Annotated in this window: 13 protein-coding genes; 2 read left to right on the forward strand and 11 right to left on the reverse strand. The window is 63.5% G+C overall.

What is annotated here, in order from left to right:
* Positions 1-16 precede the first annotated feature (16 nt).
* From G452_RS0104830 to G452_RS0104865, 8 genes are all read right to left on the reverse strand, one after another.
* Positions 17-1,672 (reverse strand): ATP-binding protein, encoded by a 1,656-nt coding sequence (locus G452_RS0104830; protein WP_022661133.1) that lies wholly within the window; start codon positions 1,670-1,672, stop codon positions 17-19.
* The gene (locus tag G452_RS0104835) at positions 1,673-3,754 is read right to left on the reverse strand and encodes a DDE-type integrase/transposase/recombinase (RefSeq protein WP_022661134.1); all 2,082 of its coding nucleotides are present in this window, start codon (positions 3,752-3,754) and stop codon (positions 1,673-1,675) included. It lies immediately after the preceding gene.
* Positions 3,738-4,565 carry a heteromeric transposase endonuclease subunit TnsA gene (locus G452_RS0104840; RefSeq protein ID WP_022661135.1) on the reverse strand — a complete coding sequence of 276 codons (828 nt, stop codon included), beginning with the start codon at positions 4,563-4,565 and terminating at the stop codon, positions 3,738-3,740. The genes G452_RS0104835 and G452_RS0104840 overlap by 17 nt, the downstream gene beginning before the upstream one ends.
* Positions 4,566-4,706: 141 nt before the next feature.
* Positions 4,707-6,533 (reverse strand): glutamine--fructose-6-phosphate transaminase (isomerizing), encoded by a 1,827-nt coding sequence (gene glmS, locus G452_RS0104845; protein ID WP_022661136.1) that lies wholly within the window; start codon positions 6,531-6,533, stop codon positions 4,707-4,709.
* Positions 6,534-6,679: 146 nt separating this feature from the next.
* Complete coding sequence (locus G452_RS18100) at positions 6,680-7,888, reverse strand: CDP-glycerol glycerophosphotransferase family protein (protein ID WP_022661137.1); 1,209 nt, start codon at positions 7,886-7,888, stop codon at positions 6,680-6,682.
* A 15-nt stretch (positions 7,889-7,903) separates the two neighbouring features.
* Positions 7,904-9,304 carry a 2-C-methyl-D-erythritol 4-phosphate cytidylyltransferase gene (gene ispD / locus G452_RS0104855; RefSeq protein WP_022661138.1) on the reverse strand — a complete coding sequence of 467 codons (1,401 nt, stop codon included), beginning with the start codon at positions 9,302-9,304 and terminating at the stop codon, positions 7,904-7,906.
* 324 nt (positions 9,305-9,628) lie between these two features.
* Positions 9,629-10,237, reverse strand: a complete 609-nt coding sequence (locus G452_RS0104860; RefSeq protein ID WP_022661139.1) for an XTP/dITP diphosphatase — start codon at positions 10,235-10,237, stop codon at positions 9,629-9,631.
* A 55-nt stretch (positions 10,238-10,292) separates the two neighbouring features.
* Positions 10,293-11,777 carry a two-component system sensor histidine kinase NtrB gene (locus G452_RS0104865; protein WP_022661140.1) on the reverse strand — a complete coding sequence of 495 codons (1,485 nt, stop codon included), beginning with the start codon at positions 11,775-11,777 and terminating at the stop codon, positions 10,293-10,295.
* Between the two features lie 116 nt (positions 11,778-11,893).
* Here G452_RS0104865 and rimO point away from each other — a divergent pair, with 116 nt between their 5' ends.
* Entirely contained in the window at positions 11,894-13,210 is a 1,317-nt protein-coding gene (gene rimO / locus G452_RS0104870) for a 30S ribosomal protein S12 methylthiotransferase RimO (protein ID WP_022661141.1), read from the forward strand.
* A 110-nt stretch (positions 13,211-13,320) separates the two neighbouring features.
* Here rimO and G452_RS0104875 read toward each other — a convergent pair whose 3' ends face one another.
* Both G452_RS0104875 and G452_RS0104880 read right to left on the reverse strand, forming a co-directional pair.
* Positions 13,321-14,046: a hypothetical protein gene (locus G452_RS0104875; RefSeq protein WP_022661142.1), complete on the reverse strand. Its 726-nt coding sequence runs from the start codon at positions 14,044-14,046 to the stop codon at positions 13,321-13,323.
* Between the two features lie 412 nt (positions 14,047-14,458).
* On the reverse strand, positions 14,459-16,426 hold the full coding sequence (locus G452_RS0104880) for an ATP-binding cassette domain-containing protein (RefSeq protein ID WP_022661143.1): 1,968 nt from the start codon (positions 16,424-16,426) through the stop codon (positions 14,459-14,461).
* Positions 16,427-16,623: 197 nt separating this feature from the next.
* Between G452_RS0104880 and G452_RS0104885 the strand changes: the two genes are divergently transcribed.
* On the forward strand, positions 16,624-17,223 hold the full coding sequence (locus G452_RS0104885; protein ID WP_022661144.1) for a hypothetical protein: 600 nt from the start codon (positions 16,624-16,626) through the stop codon (positions 17,221-17,223).
* A gap of 98 nt (positions 17,224-17,321) precedes the next feature.
* Here G452_RS0104885 and serS read toward each other — a convergent pair whose 3' ends face one another.
* Positions 17,322-18,599 (reverse strand): serine--tRNA ligase, encoded by a 1,278-nt coding sequence (gene serS / locus G452_RS0104890; RefSeq protein ID WP_022661145.1) that lies wholly within the window; start codon positions 18,597-18,599, stop codon positions 17,322-17,324.
* Positions 18,600-18,677 lie beyond the last annotated feature (78 nt).

The following is an 18,677-nucleotide window of genomic DNA, read 5'->3' on the forward strand; positions in this document are numbered from 1 at the left end:
AGTTGAGCACGGATATTTACCCCACCTTTCCCATCCAACCCTCGACGTTGAAGATGTAGCCGCAGCTCGATAGGCGCAAATGCATAGATTTGTCTTCACCTTGGGCGAAAACGTGGCGAATGTCGGTTGGATCAAGGGCATCCCATTCTTTTTCCGGGATGCGCTTCGTTGGCTGTCGAGGCGTATGTTCTTCCCTGTCGTTATACCATTCGAGCACTATGGGGATGAGTTTCTGGAATGACAGGGCCGGATGTTCCAGAACGGCTTGCTCAACAAGTGGGACCACTCTTGTGGGATCGCAGTCCATCGACACCAGCAGTTCGTGAAGTCTGATGGCCTGCTCGTTTCCTGCATAGGGCAAAGGTTCTGGTAATTCGACCGCTGCCTGGGATATGGCGGTGGAGAGCTCCAAAATCCGGCCATCAATACCAGGCAAAGTCAAGTCTGAGTATTCGGCGATACGCTGCGGGTCGCCAGAACGCAGGGCACCCAGCATGGGGTGTACGGGTTTGAGCTCATCGTCGTATACCGTTCTGAGCAGCTTTGGCGTGATGCGTTCCGAGCGGGTCACGATAGCCCGCAATTGGGCAAGGACGAACAGCTTGACAACAATATCAAGCACCCCTTGCGTAAGGTCGTACCAGCAGTCTCTGATCTCGTCGCTGAGTATTTCTTCCCGTTTTTTGAGCCACTGGTACTTCCAAAGCTGATTTGAGAACGCAACCCATTCGGGACTTCTCGCTGATCTGCCTCCTGGGCTTTCTCTAGTCCACGCCCTCATGGGTTCCCAGAGCAGGGCGCCAAACCCTGCACCTCGTCTGCCGGATCGCAGGTCCATCTCAAAAATGGGGCGCGCTTTTGGCGTCCCAACGAATACAACAGGAAGTCCGATTGTGTTGACCAGGGTGACAAAGAAGTTGAGCATCTTCTCGACCCCGCCCGAGCGATGACGGCTGAGATGCTGTATCTCGTCGATCACCAGAACACCTACGCCGCAGGCGTTGGCCGTTTGGCTCATCAGGGCCAGCAACGTCTCAATGCCGTGACGTTTCCGCGTGTATCTGCGCTCGAAATCCGTCTGAAGTACTCGGTCCAAGGCTCGAAAAAATTGGATGCAAAGGCTCTTGAGAGAGCCGTCGTGGGGACAGTCCACCTTGAGATAAGTGACCTGCTTGAAATTATATTGCTCGTGGTAAATGGCCTGGGGGTAAGTGGCGAGAATGCGATTGAGCGTCGAAGTCTTTCCGCTTCCAGAGCAGCCGATGAGAGACAGGCTACGTGCCGTCGATTCGGCTTGCTGAAAGCGGTAGACGTTAAGATCCCCCTGCATGACCCGTTCGTAACCGTTCTGAAGCTGAGTGTTCAAGGTGCCGTCGTTTAGGTTTCGGCCGACATACCCGCGCCGGATCATGATCGAAAGGCGCTCTTCAAGCTGCAGATGTTCACCGAGCGGTTGAAAAAAGTCGTCTAAAAGAGAAGAGACAATGTGGGCCCTCTGGCGACCGTCCCCCAAGGCATCCTTTGGGGGCAAAGGCGCGGTACCCTTCAGAGCCAGCTTGCACTGCTCCATGGTCAGCATTGGGGGGAGGGCCTCAATAAGCGGGTTGTCCCTGTAGCCCGGGATGTCGGATTTCCGGTAAAGAGCCCGGACGATGTTGGTTGGCAGTGGCATTTATTCGTCCTCGTCATAGAGCTCGTCTATGAAGCTCGGAAATTCGCAATCCTCGCCCGGCACATTATGGATATGAACTATCTTTGCTGGGTTACCCTTAGGGGACGTCTCCGGAAGGTAGAACGGAATGCGTTGCTCTTCTTTTATTGCCTGGGATTTATTGTTCCGTATGGCGCGGATTCGAGCACTGTTGCTCAGCTTCTCAGTGGTGTCTGCTTGGCGCTGAGCGGATTGAATCTTCTCTTCCACGAAACGGTCCAGACGCCTTTGTTCCCCCTCAGCCGTCATGTGTGTCGTGGCTTGGGTTTTCTTTTGTACGGCCCGAGTTTCCCATACATCCCAGAACGAGCAGCCAGAAAATTCGCGGCAGCGTGTTGTCAGTTGGCACTTCCAGACGGTGGAGCCGCCCTTTTCCGGGAATAAATAGATGCAATCCGCATTGGCAGGGTCGTAGGCTGCGTACAGACCTGTCGGTCGACAAATTCCCTTGGCTCTGTGAAGCCATCCCTGCTGCACAATTTCCGGAGAGGAGTAGTATAGACCGAAGACTGAAACTCCCAGTTCCGATATCCTTGCACTGGTCCGAGGCAGCAGGCTGATACGTAGCGCGTCTTCGGGGGCCGAGCGGAGTCTTCCCGTCCTGTGCTGTATGCCCCAGTTCCATATGGCTAACGGCGTCATAGGCAGGTCGGCAGGCATGTCTGCTGTTCGGTCGTATTTGTCCAGGGGATGGGACTGATTATGCATCAGGACCGAGGCGATGATTATTTCACGGAAATCGCGGAGTGTCAGAACGGCGTCCAGTCGATAGTCCCTTCCTCCATGTTTTTTGACCAGGGTTCCGTTCACCACGCCAGGCGCGTACGGCTTGAAGCCAGCTTGAATCGTGTTGAAATAGCGCTCAACAATACCCTTAGCGTCGCCACGATAGGGAGGGGTGTTTTCAATCCGTACCGAGAAGCTGTTTTCCAAGGCTTCAATCTGGCTGCCCAAGAGTTCTCCTCGGTCAGCAAGTATTGCGTCTGGAATTCCTGAGACTGGCCATTGCTCATGAGTAATTTCAAGACCATGCTTTTGGCACCATGCAACCTTGTCTGTCATGGCCACTGCAAGGGCCTGAATTGCCATTGCGTACGACGGTGCCCGGAATCCAATGTACAGCCCCGCAATCATGCGGCTGAATACATCGACCACAAGATAGACGACAGGGCGCCCAACAATGTTGCGCCGGTCACTATCGGACACCAGATAGATATCCGCTATGGTGGCGTCGATTTCAAATCGCGAGCCTGGGCCGGCGACATCGGCACCGGCAGTGCCAGTCAGCGGTCTGCCGTCTTTGTTGTATTCCAACGGATTCATGCGTTTTTTGACACGATCCGCTTGCCCGTATTCTCGTCTGTAGAAATGGTACATCTGCCCCTTGGTGGGCATTTCCGATTTTGGGGTGTCCGGAAACATGTTTTCATACAGATCCAAAAATCGGCGGTACGCATAAGGGAAGCCCGCCGTGGTTTCCTTCAGGTAGTGACGATCGAGGGCTATACGAAAGAGCCGCTCAGTTTGGGCGTCGATGATCGCTCCAATGCCTGGACTATGCATTCGAGGTCTGCCCAACTTGTTTTCCGCTTTTCGACTTTTCCCCCGACCGCCCGAGTTCCGATAATCCGGTAGAAGAGCGTTGGGGGTCTGCCCTCGTTGCCAATAGCGGCGAATCAGCGTGAACAAATGGCGTTTGGTCGCTTCTCCTGAATCAACTATTCGTCTCATCGCTGCTCCCCGCATTTTGGGCTCGTAGCAGCGTGGGTCGTTTATAATTGGGAGGATCAGCGCATGGTTTTTGTCGCGTTTGATTCGCGCCGTGCTTCCTTCTTCGGGCGTCAGCAATGCGAGTTTCGCGAAGGGGTCTTCCTCCCGCTTCACTGTCCCGTCCTCCAGGCCCGCCCGCAATTCCATAAGAGACACTTGCACTGGGAACGCGGAAGGATCGTCCAGGCTGATCCATGTGGCATATTCCGGTGTCAGATGCAGGATGCGATAAATCGAACCGTTGCATGCCAAGGTTTCATTCACTCGAAACATTTCGGCCTCCCGGCATGGACATGATTTTCATGGGGGCGAGGTGGGCCGCAGTAAGTTTGATGTGAGGAATTCGGATGTCGAAGATGAAAAAACGTTGGGCAAGGAGTTGCCGAATTTCCAAAAGGGATTCGCCAGGGGTCAAATGGTACGCAATGTCCAGTTTCTTGGCGAGGCTGATGACCGTCAGCTTCGGATTGCTTTGGAAGGATTCTGTGTAAAAAGACAGGCGCTCATGGAGCTCCATCGTGGGGATGTGGTCCCCCTGCGTTGGGTACAGCCATTTTATGTTGTTTATGATCCCGGCAGGCAAATCTTTTTCCGTGATGATGAACCAGGGGATATTTTGGGAAGCCCAGTACCTTCGTTCAAGTTCAAGCTTCTCAACCACTCGCGGAAATGCAAATTCGCTCTGGTACTTCGCCTGTAAGGCGAACTCCGGTTGGTCGGAATCAGATGTGCTGACACGGAAATCCGTGGTCATGTACTGAGGGACGCCGGAGACAGCGGGGTGCCGGATGCCTGCCCCTTCCGCCGCCGCGAGGGTGGCTTTGAGGGGGAGCGGGAATTGTTCTCGGATGTCCGTGGATCGAGGGTGCCACTCCAGGAAGAGGAAAACGGCAAGTTCGAGGTCGGAGAGGAGGTGATGCGTGCGTTGGGACTTGTGCCCGAAGACGCGATGCGAGCGCCCTTTGGAGGGGACGTCGCGTACCGTGAGCCAGGGCTTGTAGTCGGAACCCCGACCTGAACCACGTCCTTCCTTGATCCATCTCGCGAATTTCAGGTCCGCGTTCGTGTGCTTGTCTCTGGACATGAAAAAGCCGCTCCTGGTCGCTCGTTGAGGGAGACTTGGAACGGCTTTCGGTATACGACTTTATTTTTCAGTATACAACTTTATTTTACGGTATACGACTTTATTTTTCTCCCACAAGTCAGCGTCTGATGCGGCGTTCAGCTATTCCACGGTCACGCTTTTGGCCAGGTTGCGCGGCTGGTCCACATCCTTGCCGAGGTAGTCGGCGACCTCGTAGGCGAAGAGCTGGAGCGCGGGCAGGGCCAGGAAGGTGGCCAGGGGGCCGCTGGCGCGGGGCACGTCCCAGCGGTGGTCCACTTCGAGGTCGAGGCCCACGTTGGTCAGGGCGATGATCTCGCCGCTGCGCGCCTGGACTTCCACGAGGTTGGACTTGACCTTGGGGAAGAGGTCGTCGTCCAGCGCGATGGCGAAGGACGGGAACTTGGGGTCGATAAGCGCGATGGGGCCGTGCTTCATCTCGCCTGCGGCGTAGCCCTCGGCGTGGATGTAGGAGATTTCCTTGAGCTTGAGCGCGCCCTCCAGGGCCAGCGGGTAGTACAGGCCGCGGCCGAGGTAGAGGAAGCTGTCCGCGTCGGAATACTCGCGGGCCAGCTCAAAGGCCCTGTCGCGCAGCGCGGGCAGGGTCTTTTCCAGCAGCTCCGGCAGGGAGCGCAGGCCGTGCAGGGTGTCGCGATGTATCTTGGGATCGAGCTTCCCGGTCTTGCTGCCCCAGTGCAGGGTCAGCAGGAGCAGGGCCGTGAGCTGCGAGCACATGGCCTTGGTGGAGGCCACGCTGATTTCCGGGCCGGCCTGGGTGTAGACCACGTAGTCCGACTCGCGGGCCACGGAGGAGCCGACCACGTTGCAGAGGCCGAGCACCTTGAGGCCCTGCTGTTTGGCCAGCTTGATGCCCGCCAGGGTGTCGGCGGTTTCGCCGGACTGGGAAATGGCGATGATCAGGGTGTCCGGGTCGAGGATGGGGTCGCGGTAGCGGAACTCGGAGGCGATTTCCACCTGCACGGGGATGCGCGCCCACTGTTCCAGCAGGTACATGCCCCAGAGCCCGGCGTGGAAGGAGGTTCCGCAGGCCACGATATGGATGCGCTTGGGCGCGCCTTCCAGGCAGTCCAGCTCCGGCAGGCGCACTTCGTCCAGGTCCGTGGCCAGACGGCCGCAGAGGCAGTCCTGGATGACCTTGGGCTGTTCGAAGATCTCCTTGATCATGAAGTGCTTGTGGCCGCCTTTCTGGGCCGCCTGCACGTCCCAGGTGATGGTGTCCACCTTCTTCTCCACCGGGGAGAGGTCGCGCACGCGCATGACCTGCCAGGACGAGGCGTCGATGCGTACCAGCTCGCCGTCTTCCAGGAAGACCACGTCGCGGGTGTAGGGCAGGAAGGCCGGAATGTCCGAGGCGAGGAAGTTTTCGCCCGTGCCCACGCCGAGCACCAGCGGGCTGGAAACGCGCGCCGCATGCACCACGCCGGGGTTCTGCGCGTCGAAGACAGCGATGGCGTAGGCGCCTTCCACGCGGTTCAGCGCGCGGGAAAGCGCGGGCAGCATCTCGCCCTCTTCCTGGAGATACTTGGAAATCAGGTTCAGGAGCACTTCGGTGTCCGTCTCGGACTTGAAGGTCACGCCTTCGGCCAGCAGCTCTTTCTTGATTTCCTGGTAGTTCTCGATGATGCCGTTGTGGATCATGGCCAAGCGGCCCGTGTGGTCCACGTGGGGATGCGCGTTGGGTTCGTTGGGTTCGCCGTGGGTGGCCCAGCGGGTGTGGCCTATGCCCGAGGTGGCGTTGAAGACGTTTTCCTGCGCGAGCTTCTTGTCCAGCTCGCAGAGCTTGCCCTTGGCCTTGATGACCTTGAGCCCGTCGGTATGCAGAAATCCGACTCCGGCGGAGTCGTAGCCGCGATATTCGAGGCGGCGCAGCCCCTCAACAAGAACGGGAACGGCCGGACGGTGGCCGCAATAACCGATAATGCCGCACATGGTTCACTCCGGTTTCGTCAGCGGTTGGAAGCGCACAGGCGCTCCCGATTCATAGGGGGTCACGTGTCACAAATCAAGCCCGCCGTAAAGCGGGGAAAACGGAGCCTGGAACGAGATTCAGGGAAAAGGGGAAAAGGCGAAAGGGCTTACACTTCGGGCCGTTCGTCGCGGCCTGCCGCATCCTGGGCGATCTTTCCGCGCAGCCAATCGAGCAGCCGCGCCCCGGCCTCGCCGTCGCGGCGGGCAAAGGCCAGGTTCGCGATCTCGCGGCGCTGCTCCGCGTGGCTGTCGCGGCCCTCGGCCACGTCGCGCAGGCACTCCAGCAGGCCGTGCTGGTCGCGGGGCTTGGGGCCGGGCGTGATCCAGTCGTAGTCGAATTGCAGCTCGCGGTTTTGCGAGGTGTACAGCTCCCAGTCGTAGGGGAAGAAGATCTGCGGCTTGTCCAGCAGCAGGTGGTCCGTGAAGATGGAGGAATAGTCCGTGATCATGCAGTGGAACAGGGGCATGAGCGGATACACGTCCAGGTGGTTGGGGCAGTGCAGGATGTTTCGGAAGGCGAAGCCTTTGTAGAAATTGCTGAAGCTGTGCATCTTGACCACCAGGGCCGCGTTCAGCCGCTCCAGTTCGGCGTCCAGCCCGGGCAGGTCCAGGGCTCCCTGGCTGATGAAATCGCCGCCGCCGTCCCGGAAGGTGGGCACGAACAGGCCCACGGTGCGCTCCTTGGCCAGCCTGCGCACGGTTCCGTAAAGCTGCGGGTCCGAGGCGACCATGTCCTGGCGCGTGGGCGGGCGGAAGAACACGTCGTTGCGCGGGTAGCCCGCCTCCACGATCTCCTTCGCGCCGAAGGAGGTGGCAAAGAGGTTCTCGGTGTAGAAGGGCGAGGTGGAAAGCACGGCGTCGTATCCCGAATACATGCGCCGGAGATAGTCGCGGCGTTCGTCCGTGAGCCCGATGCCGGATTCCGCTTCCAGGTAGCCGATCTTCTTGAAGCCCACCCCGTGCCAGAGCTGCACGATGCGCGCGCCGTCCACCAGCGGGGCGATGGGCGAATCCTTGTAGTGGAAGTCGTCGGCCACGAGGGTTCCGGCCGAGGCGGCCCGGCGCACGGAGTCGCCTTCCGGAAACAGTTCGCAGGGCAGTCCGGCGGCTCGCAGTTCGCGGTGCACGGCGGGGTTCAGGGTCAGGAAGAAGCAGTCCAGCTCCGGCGCGTGGGCGCGGCAGTGCAGATAGAAATACTTGGCGTTGCCGCCGAAAAGTCCGCTGCCCCGGCCGATCACGGCCACGGTGCGTGGCTGTTTGGGCGTCAGCGCGCGGATGCGCGCGAGCATGGCCAATGTCTTCTGGTCGATGTCCATGGCGTTTTCGGGCCGCTACAGGGTTGCCGACTTGCGGCGGACGTCCACGACCGTGCCGGAAAAGTCCGCGAACAGGGTCTTGATGGTCGCTTCGGCCACCTCGCGCGCCGTGAGCAGCGATTCGGGCGGCTCCGGCCCGAAGTTTTCCACGCGCATGGGCGTGGCCGTGCGTTCCGGGTTGATGGCGTTGATGCGCACGCCCTGGGGCGCGGTTTCCTCGGCGATGCCCTGCACGAGGTTGACGATGGCGGCCTTGGTCGAGGAATAGACCGAATACAGGCTCCGGCCCCGCGTGAACGAGCTGGAGGTGAACAGGCAGATGCCGCCGCGCGTGGCTTCCAGGTGGGGCAGGGCCGCCCGGACCACGTTGATGGAGCCGAGATAGTTCACGGCGATCTCGCGTTCGATGTCCGCGGGGTCGCGGTCCGCGAGCCGCCCGGAGCGGAGCACGCCCGCGGTGTTGACCACGGCGTCGATGCGGCCCTCGGCCTGGAGCACTCCGGCAAGGGCGCGTTCCACGGCTTCGGCGTCGGACACGTCGCAGCCCGTGGATGCGGCAAAGCCGTGCATGCGGCCCCCGTATTCCCGGCCCAGAAACATCAGCGCCTCGCCGATGCCCTTGGTGGCGCCGAACACGGCCACGACCTTGTCCTGGACGCGGCGCAGGGGCGGGCCGTCCTCCAGCGTCGAGGAATTGACCTGGAAGATCTTGTCCGCGAGGAAGAGGTCTTCGGGATAGGTGATCTTGATGTTCTTTTCCTCGCCGCGCACCACGTAGATGTCGCCGAGGTTGTAGTTCAGGATCAGCTTGCAGTCGTCCGTGACCTCGCAGTGCGGGTCGCCGTGGGAAAGCTCGTGGGCCTTCTTGAGCACGGCGGCGCGGAAGCCCTGGGGGGTCTGGCCCCGGCGCAGGGCCGAGCGGTCCGGAATGTCGCGGATGAAGTCCTCGCCGTCCACGGAAACGATGGTGTCCACGGCGGGCACGGCCACGTCCACGGCCGCGTGGCGGCCCAGGGCGTCGATGGTCTCGGAGATGATCCTGCGGGTGACGAAGGGGCGCACCGCGTCGTGCATGAGCAGGTTGGCGTTCGGAAGCCTGTCCGAGGGCACGGCGCAGATGCCCGCCCAGGAGCTGTCCTTGCGCGTGGCTCCGCCGTTGAGCAGCTTGGTGACCTTGGGCACGGGATTCTTGAGCAGCAGCTCTTCCAGGTAGAGGCGGTCCTTGGCCGAGACCACGATGAAGATCTCGTGGATTTGCGGGTGGGCCTGGAACACGGCCAGGGTGTGCTCGATGACGGTCCTGCCCGCGAGCTTGAGGAACTGCTTGGGGGTGGAAAAGCCCATGCGCTCGCCGCTGCCCGCGGCGAGGATCACGGCGTAGTTGGTCGTGCCGTTGTTGCTGGTCGAGGTGCTCATGCGCGGCCTCCGGCGACCCTGGCGGACTTCCGGGCGCGAGGACGCGCAGGGAAGCCGGGCAGGGCGGAGCGGTAAGATTGACGTTCAGGCGCCCCGGAGGGCGTCAAAAACATGCCTTGGGCCGCGCTGGATTCCGGTCCGGCGGATTGCCGAGGCGGGCGTCGCCGCCGCAGCCCCGCCGAAAAGCCCCGTGAACAGGGCGCGGAGCAAGGGGAGCGGCGGAAACGGCCTGGAAGCCGTCCGGAGCGGGCAAGGCGGCCTTGCCTACTTCGCGGGAGATCGATGCAAATCCCGCGCCGGATTCGGGGGCAGGGCGGTCCGCGCTCAGTCGCCGAGCCTGGCCAGGAACGCGGGCCAGGCCTCGCGCAGCCGGGCCAGGGCCTTGCCGCGATGCGAGCGGGCGTTCTTGACCTCCGGAGCCATTTCCGCGGCGGTCATGCCCAGTTCCGGGTCGAAAAAGATCGGGTCGTAGCCGAAGCCGCTCTTGCCCTGGTAGCCGCGTACGATGACGCCTTCCCAGGCGTCCTGGGCGTGGATGGCCTCGCCCGTGGGCGCGGCCGCGTACATGCAGCAGATGAACCGGGCCGTGCGCTTTTCGTCGGGCACGTCGCGCAGCCGCTCCAGCAGCTTGGCGTTGTTCGCGTCGGAGTCGCCGTGCTCGCCCGCATAGCGGGCCGAGTAGACGCCGGGAGCGCCGTCCAGCGCGTCCACGGCCAGGCCGGAATCGTCGGCCACGGCCACGAGCCCTGTGGCCTCGGCCACGGCCACGGCCTTGATGCGGGCGTTTTCCAGGAAGGTGTCCCCGGTTTCGGGGATGTCCGCGATTTCGGGATATTGGTCCAGGCCCCTGACCTCCACGCCGAGGTCGGCGAGCAGGGCCGAGAATTCGCGGATCTTGCCTTGGTTGCGGGTCGCCAGAACAACAGCGCGCAAGGGGCCTCCTTGGTTGCGATTACGCGTCGGAAAGGACGGGTGGAATGGGGAGGTGTTACTCGTTCGATTCGCTTTGCGCAACCGCGAGCACGGGCGGCAGGAGCAGGCTCACGCGCGTTCCCTCGCCCTCGCGGCTGGCCAGGTGCACGTCGCCGCCGAGGTCGTCCATGATCTTGCGGATCATGGCCAGGCCGAGGCCCGCGCCCTTGCCCTTGGTGCTGAAGAAGGGGCTGAACACGCGGTCGCGGATGTCCACGGGAATTCCCGGCCCGGTGTCCGCGACCTCCAGGGCCACGAATTCGCCGCGCATGGTGGTGGCGATGCGCATGGCTCCGCCCTGGGGCATGGCCTCCAGCGCGTTCTTGATCAGATTGATCAGGCACTGCTTGATCAGCTCCGGGTCGGCCTGGGCCCTGGGCAGGCTCTCGGAGCAGTCCAGGGCGGTATCCACATGCTGGGAGCGCGCCGCGATGCTCATGAACTCCAGGGTGTCGCGGGCCACTTCGTTGAGGTCGCACTGGCCCTCGCGCTGTTCCATGGGCCGGGTGAAGTTCAGGATGCTCTTGAGGATTTCGTCCAGCCTGCGGGATTCGGCCAGGATGATGTCCAGCTTTTCGTGCGCGCCGTGGTCCAGATTCTCGGTGCGCAGCAGGGAGTTGGCGAAGCCGGAGATGGCGAAGAGCGGATTGCGGATCTCGTGGGCGATGTACGTGGAAAGCTCGCCGATGGAGGCCAGCTTTTCGGACTGCTGAAGCCTGTTTTCGATCTCGGTGCGGCTGGTGATGTCGCGGCGGATGGCCACCACGCGGGCGAGCCGCCCGTTTTCATGGATGGGGTAGGTGTAGAGGCGGTAGTAGTGCATGCGCCCGAAGGGGTCCACGCTGGTGCCGAGCGCCTCGGAAGGCTCGCCCGTGCGCAGGGTGCTCTCGAAGGGGTTTTCGCACTCGCCGCAGCCGCGCGGCGGGCGCAGCTCCATGTGCTCGAAAATTTCGTCCAGCCGCCTGCCCACCAGCTCCCTCCGCTCCAGGCCGGTGCGCTGGATCACGGAATTGTTCGCACCGAGCACGAGTCCGTCCGTGTCCAGAAAGAGGATGTCCTCCTGGAGCTGGTCGATGACGGTCTTGAGCATGGACTGGGTGGCCGTGAGATCCACCTGGCAGGCTTTCCACATCTCCTCCGTGGAGAGCAGATGGAGAAAGAAGCTGGCCGCGGCGCGCTCCACGAGGATGACGTGGGGCGGAAGCAGCTCCCGCAGTTCCTTGATCTGCTTGGGCACGCCGCTGGTTTCCACCACGAGGTTGATCTCCGGATGCATGTAGAGCATGTCCCGGAAGTTGGGGAACACGGGAAGGTCGAGCAGGGGCTTGTCCGCGTTGTCCTGTCCGTCGGGCAGGGCGGCGGCCACGAGGGTGACGCGGGAAAAGGCGCCCGGCCCCAGCGCGCTGCCGAACTGCTCCCAAAAGGCCCCCAGGGAACTCCGGTCGCCAACGATCCCCACCAGGTAGGGTGTTTCGGAAATGATGGATCCCAACTCGTTCATGTGCGCCTCCCGCAGCAGGGAGCACCCACTATACCCCAAGGGCACAGGAGTGCAAGCCGGGAATGGCAAAAGGGCCGGGCTTTTCACCCGCACGGCTTTGGAGTAGACGTGGGGGCATGAACAGCGAAACCCTGAAAGTGCATGCGGTAAGTCTCGGCTGCCCCAAGAACCGGGTGGACACGGAGCGGCTTCTCGGCAGTCTCGGCCCGGCCGTGGTTCCGGCGGGCAATCCGGAATTCGCCGACCTGGTGCTCATCAATACCTGCGGATTCATCCGCCCGGCCGTGGAGGAGTCCGTGGACGCCATCCTGGCCGTGCAGGAAAACATCGCGGACCTGGACCCGCGCCCCGTGCTGGCCGTGGCGGGCTGCCTCGTCAGCCGCTACGGCGAGGAGCTGATGCGCGAGATGCCCGAGGTGGACATCTGGCTGAACACCCGCGAGCTCGACCGCTGGCCCGACCTCGTGCGCGAGGCCCTGGCCCGCGAGGCCGACCCGGACATGCCGCGCCGGCTCTCCACAGGCCCGGCCTACGCCTACCTCAAGGTCGGCGAGGGCTGCTCCCACAACTGCGCCTTCTGCACCATTCCCTCCATCCGGGGGCCGCACGTCAGCTTCGGACTGGAGAGCCTGGTCATGGAGGCCGAGGATCTCGTGGAGCAGGGCGTGCCGGAGCTGGTGCTCGTGGGCCAGGACGTGACCGCCTACGGCAGCGACCTGCCCGCACGGCTGCAATGGGATCTGCGCGCCCTGGTGGACCGCCTCCTGCCCATCCAGGGCCTGGAGTGGCTGCGGCTGATGTATCTCTACCCCGCGGGGCTCACGGACGAGCTGCTCGCCTTCCTGGCCTCGGCGGGCCGCCCGCTGCTGCCGTATTTCGACATCCCGCTCCAGCACGCCCACCCGGACGTGCTCAAGAGCATGGGCCGCCCCTTCGCGCGCGACCCGCGCCGCGTCATCGACCGGGTCCGCAAGCATTTCGACGCCCCGGCCCTGCGCACGAGCATCATCGTGGGCTATCCGGGCGAGACGGACGCGCACTTCGACGCGCTCTGCGATTTCGTGCGCGAGACGCGCTTCACGCATCTGGGCGTCTTCGCCTACGAGGCCGAGGAAGGCACTCCCGCTGCGGAACTGCCGAACCCCGTGCCCGAAGGGGTCATGGAGGCGCGCCGCGAGGAGCTGATGCGCATCCAGGCCGGGATCAGCGAGGAGAATCTCCAGCAATACGTTGGCGAGAGCATCGACGTGCTCGTGGAGGCGCCGCACGAGGATTGGCCGGGACTGTACACGGGCCGGGCCTGGTTCCAGGCTCCGGAGGTGGACGGCGTGGTCTACGTCAGCGCCGAGCCGGGCGACGTGTTCCTGCCGGGCCGCATCGTCAAGGCCGAGGTCCAGGAGGCCAAGACCTATGATCTGGTGGCCCTGATCTAGAACGCCTCGGCCGGAAAGCCGCATTCGATCAAGCCGCGAACGTGAGGAAGCGGCCCCGGTTCCCGCCAGAACCTGGGCCGCTTCCTGCGTGTGGGTGGGAGATTGTTTCGTTAGCGGCGGATGCGGCTGCGCAGGCCCACGAGGCCGAGCAGGCCGGAACCGAGCAGCCAGACCGCGCCGGGGATGGGGGTGGCCGAGGTGCTCACGCCCGTGGCGCTGGAGCCGTCCGAAAGGCTCTGGACATGCAGGCCCACGCGCACGTCGCCGGAACCGAGCGCCGCGAGCAGGCTGGCGTAGTCCGTGCCGCCGAGCGCCCAGGAAATGCTCACGTATTCGCCGCTGCCCACGCCGTTGCCGCTCACGCCGCCCTTCTTGTCCGGGCTGATGCCGAAGTCGGCGTAGAACGGATTGGAAAGGGTGGCCGCGCCGGGCATGTTCGAAGGAGTGGCCGCGAACCAGTTGCCGCTGTTGTCCGTGTAGTCCACGCCCGCGAGGCTGTCGTCGATGCTCGCCGGATTCGAGAACAGGGACGCCAGGGAGCCCCAGTCGAAATAGATGGCCGTGATGGAACCGGAGTCCGTCCCGCTGTTGCTCAGGGTGAAGGTGGCCAGGCCGCCCGCGCCCTGGCTCACGTCCAGGCTGATGGCGTCCGTGGGGAACAGGCCTTCCACGGCCTGGAACCCGAAGGTGGCGGCCCTGGCCTGGCCCGCGAACAGAACCAGCGCCGCGACAAGGGCGGCAGTGGCGAGGATGCGGACAAAACCCTGGTCCAGATCCATCGTCGAGACCTGGGCCGTGTCGTTCATGGCGATGTTGCGGTTCGTTCTGGCGGTCATGGCGGTTCCCTCCGGTTTTTTTCGATCTTCGCCTACAGCATAGGGATCGGGAGGGCGGAAAAGAATCGAGCGAAAGTATGATTTCAACCTGTTGGCTGAAACATGTTCCCGCAAGACCGCAACTGTCCGCAAACGCTGGCGATGTCGTCGCGGCAGGGATGGCGCTTCCATAGAGGGCGTCGATGCGCGGTCAGTAAATAGTATGAGCCGGAGCAATGGATTGAAGCGAACTCCGGGCCAGGCACTTTTTTCCGCCTGGAGGGAGGTTGCAGGGGCCGTGCCGGGGAGACGCGGCGTTGACGGGAGGGGGAATCCGTTCCTTTCCAGCGGCTGCCGTCAGGATGGTCCTCTCAACGGGATGGGAGCGGAAGGATGGAAGTCGTCGGGGGGGATGCGGGAACCGGGCGCGCTGTTATTCTCCGCCCAGCTCGGCCTGCCGCGCCTCGGCCTCTTCCCAGCGGGCAAAGGCGGTTTCCAGCTCCGCCTCCAGCGCGGCCAGCCCGTCCTGGGCCTGGGTGATTTCCTGCGCAGGGCGCTTGTAGAACTCCGGCGAGGACATCTCGGCGTGGGCGGCCTCGATGCGCGCTTCCAATTCCTCGATGCGTCCGGGCAGGGCAGCCAGCTCCTCGGCCAGGGCGACCTTTTCGCGCTGTTCCTTGAAGCTCAGCTTGCGCGGCTTGCCCTCGCTCTTGGCTTTGTCCGCGTCCGCAGCGGTCTTTGCCGCGGCCTTGGCCTCGGCCTTTGCGGCCTTGGCCTTTTCCGCTTCGGGCTGGGGCCGCTGGCGCAGCCAGTCGTCGTAGCCGCCCACATATTCGGCCACGCGGCCTTCGCCTTCGAGGGCCAGGGTGCTGGTGACGACGTTGTTCAGGAAGGCGCGGTCGTGGCTGACGATGATCACGGTGCCCTGGAATTCCAGGAGCCGGTCTTCCAGCAGCTCCAGGGTTTCGGCGTCCAGGTCGTTGGTGGGTTCGTCCATGACCAGCAGGTTGGCGGGCCGGGTGAAGAGCCGGGCCAGGAGCAGACGGTTGCGCTCGCCGCCGGAGAGCAGCCGCACCGGGCAGTTGGCGCGGTCCGGCTCGAAGAGAAAGCTTTTCAGATAGCCCATGACGTGCTTCCGGTTCTCGCCGATGGTCACGAAGTCGTTGCCGTCGGCCACGCTGTCGCGCACGGTCTTGTCCGGGTCCAGCTCCTCGCGGTGCTGGTCGAAGTAGGCGATTTCCAGGCCGGTGCCCAGGCGCACGCTGCCGGAAGTGGGCGCGAGCTTGCCCAGCAGCACCTGGATCAGCGTGGTCTTGCCCGCGCCGTTGGGACCGATGAGGCCCACCCGGTCGCCGCGCATGATCGAGGTGGTCAGGTGGGCGAACACGGGCTTTTCGCCCCAGGAGAAGGAAACATCCTCGGCCCTGGCCACGACCTTGCCGGACCGCCCGGCCTCCTGAACCTGGATGTCGGCCTTGCCCAGGCGCTCGCGGCGCTGGCTGCGTTCGCGCCGGAGCTGTTCCAGCGCGCGCACCCGGCCTTCGTTGCGCGTGCGGCGGGCCTTGATGCCTTGCCGGATCCAGGCTTCCTCGCGGGCGAGCTTCTTGTCGAACTCGGCCTGCTGCTTCTCCTCGATCTCCAGGAGCGCGTCGCGTCGCTCCAGAAACGTGTCGTAGTCGCAGGTCCAGTCCGCGAGACGGCCCCGGTCCAGTTCGATGATCCGCGAGGCCACGCGGCGCAGAAACATGCGGTCGTGGGTGATGAAGACGAGCGTGCGCACGTGGCGGAGCAGGAACTGCTCCAGCCAGGCGATGGATTCGATGTCCAGGTGGTTGGTGGGCTCGTCCAGCAGGAGCACGTCCGGCGCGCCCGCAAGGCAGCGCGCCAGCAGCGTGCGGCGCTTGAGCCCGCCGGAAAGCGTCTCGAAGCGCGGGGCCGGGTCCAGGCTCAGGCGCGAGAGCACCGCGTCCACCGTGGAAAGGGCCTCCCAGCCGCCGAGCCGTTCCAGCCTGGATTCGATTTCCGGCAGCCGGGCCAGGGCGGTTTCGCGTTCCAGCTCTCCGGCGTCCGGGTCCGCGATGCGTTCGCTGGCGGCGTGGTGGTCGGCCAGTGCCCGGCCCAGCTCGCCCAGGCCGCCCGTGACCACCTCGTACACCGAGCCGGTGACGTTTTCCGGCACCTTCTGGGAAAGCCGGGCCACGCTCACGCCCTGGGAGCGGACGATCTCGCCGCTGTCCGGGGTCAGGTCGCCGGAGAGCAGCCGCAGCAGGGTGGACTTGCCCTGGCCGTTGCGGCCAACGATGCAGACCCGCTGCCCTTCCTCGATCTGGAAGGAGACGTTGTCGAGGAGCAGGGGGCCGCCGAAGGAGATGCCGAGATTCTTTGCGCTAAGCAATGCCATGTGCGTGTCCTATAGCGGCCCGCAGCCGCGGTCAAGGCTCGTCCGGAGCGAGTCTGCGGAGAGATGCGGCGCAGCCTCCCATGCAGGACGAAAGATGCTGGTGACATGCAGTCCGCATGATGCTACTCGTTTTGCATTTGCATCGACTCCGTTGCGTGCGAAGCGGACGCAGCTCTTCCGAACAAAGGAGAAAAAGCATGAGCCTTACCGAGTTGAACCCGAATTGGCTCCCTCCCGAAGCCGACAATCCTGATTTGCAGCCCGCATGGTACTATTGGCGTTCGTTTCAGGGCGTTGCCGCCTACACGCTGGAAGAACAGCAGGAGCTGAACAGAAAACGGTTTGCGGACATAGACAAGGAAAGCAGGCTTTTTTACTACATGCTCGGTGCGCTGACGCAATACGTGTCCCTGCGCCTGCTCGAAGCCGGCGAGCTGCACGATGCAATGGAAATCAACACGAAGGTGATCGATGCGCGCTTCAAGCTGGCGGACGTTCCCGTGCTCGGCGCCGCTGGTCCGAAGCTGCTGAGCATTTTGGATTCGCGCTCCGTTTCCGCGGAATGCCGCAAGGCTTCGGACGAGTTCGCGCAGCTGTGCCGCCAGCTCGTGGCCAAGGCGCAGAGCATGCCCGCTCCGAGCGCGGCGGCGACCTCCCCGGCCGCGCCGGGAAATGGTCCGGCCACAGGGGCGCGGCGGCAGGTGCGGCAGTCGGCCACGCCGTATCCCGAATCTCAAGCCTCGCCTGCCGCCCCGCGCAGAACGCCGGGAAAACGGTGGTGGGAATTCTGGAAGTGAAGTGCGCGCCCGCAAGGTCGCGTGAACGCAGGAATGCGAAAAAAAAGGCCGGGAAGCGTCGCTCCCGGCCTTGATGCGTTCGCGCAATGCGCGCGGCGCTACTTCGGCTCGATGCACTCCAGCCCGCCCATGTACGGGCGCAGCGCCTCCGGGATCACGACGGAGCCGTCGGCCTGCTGGTAGTTCTCCAGCACGGCCACCAAAGTGCGGCCCACGGCCAGACCCGATCCGTTCAGGGTGTGCACGTAGGCTTTTTTCTTGGAGTCCTTGGGCTGGAACTTGATGTTCGCGCGTCGGGCCTGGAAATCCTCGGTGTTCGAGCAGGAGGAGATTTCTCGGTATTTGTCCTGGCCGGGCAGCCAGACTTCCAGGTCGTAGGTCTTGGTGGCGGAGAAGCCCATGTCCCCGGTGCAGAGGGTGATGACCCGGTAGGGCAGGTTCAGCCGTTCCAGGAGGCTTCCGGCCTGGGCGGTCATTTTTTCCAGCACCTCGTAGGAATTGTCCGGGTGCGCGAAATAGACCATCTCGACCTTGTGGAACTGGTGCTGGCGGATCAGGCCCTTGGTGTCCTTGCCGTAGGAGCCGGCCTCGGAACGGAAGCAGGGGGTCCAGGCGCAAAAGCCCCTGGGCAGGTCGGCCTCGTCCATGACCTCGCCCGCGTAGAGGTTGGTCAGGGGCACTTCGGCCGTGGGGATGAGGTAGAAATCCTTGAAGTCCACGCGGAAGAGGTCTTCCTCGAACTTGGGCAGCTGGCCCGTGCCCTGCATGGTGGCGCGGTTGACCATGAACGGCGGCACCGCCTCGATCAGGCCGTTCTCGGTCACGTGCACGTCGAGCATCCACATGGCCAGGGCGCGCTCCAGCCGGGCGAGGGAGCCGTAGGTCACGGCGAAGCGCGCTCCGGCGAGCTTGGCGGCGCGCTCGAAGTCGAGCAGGCCCAGGTCCGCGCCCAGCTCCCAGTGTTCCTTGATGGGAAAGTCGAAGGCGCGGGGCGTGCCCCAGCGGCGCACTTCCGGATTGTCTTCCTCGCTCGCGCCCAGCGGGGTGGACTCGTGGGGAATGTTCGGGCAGGTCAGCAGCCACTGGGTTTCCAGTTCCTCGACCTCGGCCAGGGCCGCGTCCAGTTCCTTGATGCGCTCGCCCACGGCGGACATGCTCGCGATGAGTTCGGAGGCGTCTTCCTTGGCGCGCTTCTTCTGGGCGACCTCGGCGGAGGTCTGGTTGCGCTCGGCCTTGAGCGTCTCCACGTCCTGGGTCAGGGCGCGGCGCTTCTCGTCCAGGGAGGCGAATTCCTGGACGTCGAGCTTGGCGTTGCGCCGTTTGAGCGCCTCGCGCACGGTGTCCAGGTTGTTGCGAACAAATTTCAGGTCCAGCATGGTCCACTCCTCGATATTCGTCGTTCCCCGCAGCAACTACCGGATTTCGCTCCGGCTGGCAAAGGGGAAGCCGGGGCG

This window comes from Paucidesulfovibrio longus DSM 6739, from assembly GCF_000420485.1.
Lineage (GTDB): Bacteria > Desulfobacterota > Desulfovibrionia > Desulfovibrionales > Desulfovibrionaceae > Paucidesulfovibrio > Paucidesulfovibrio longus.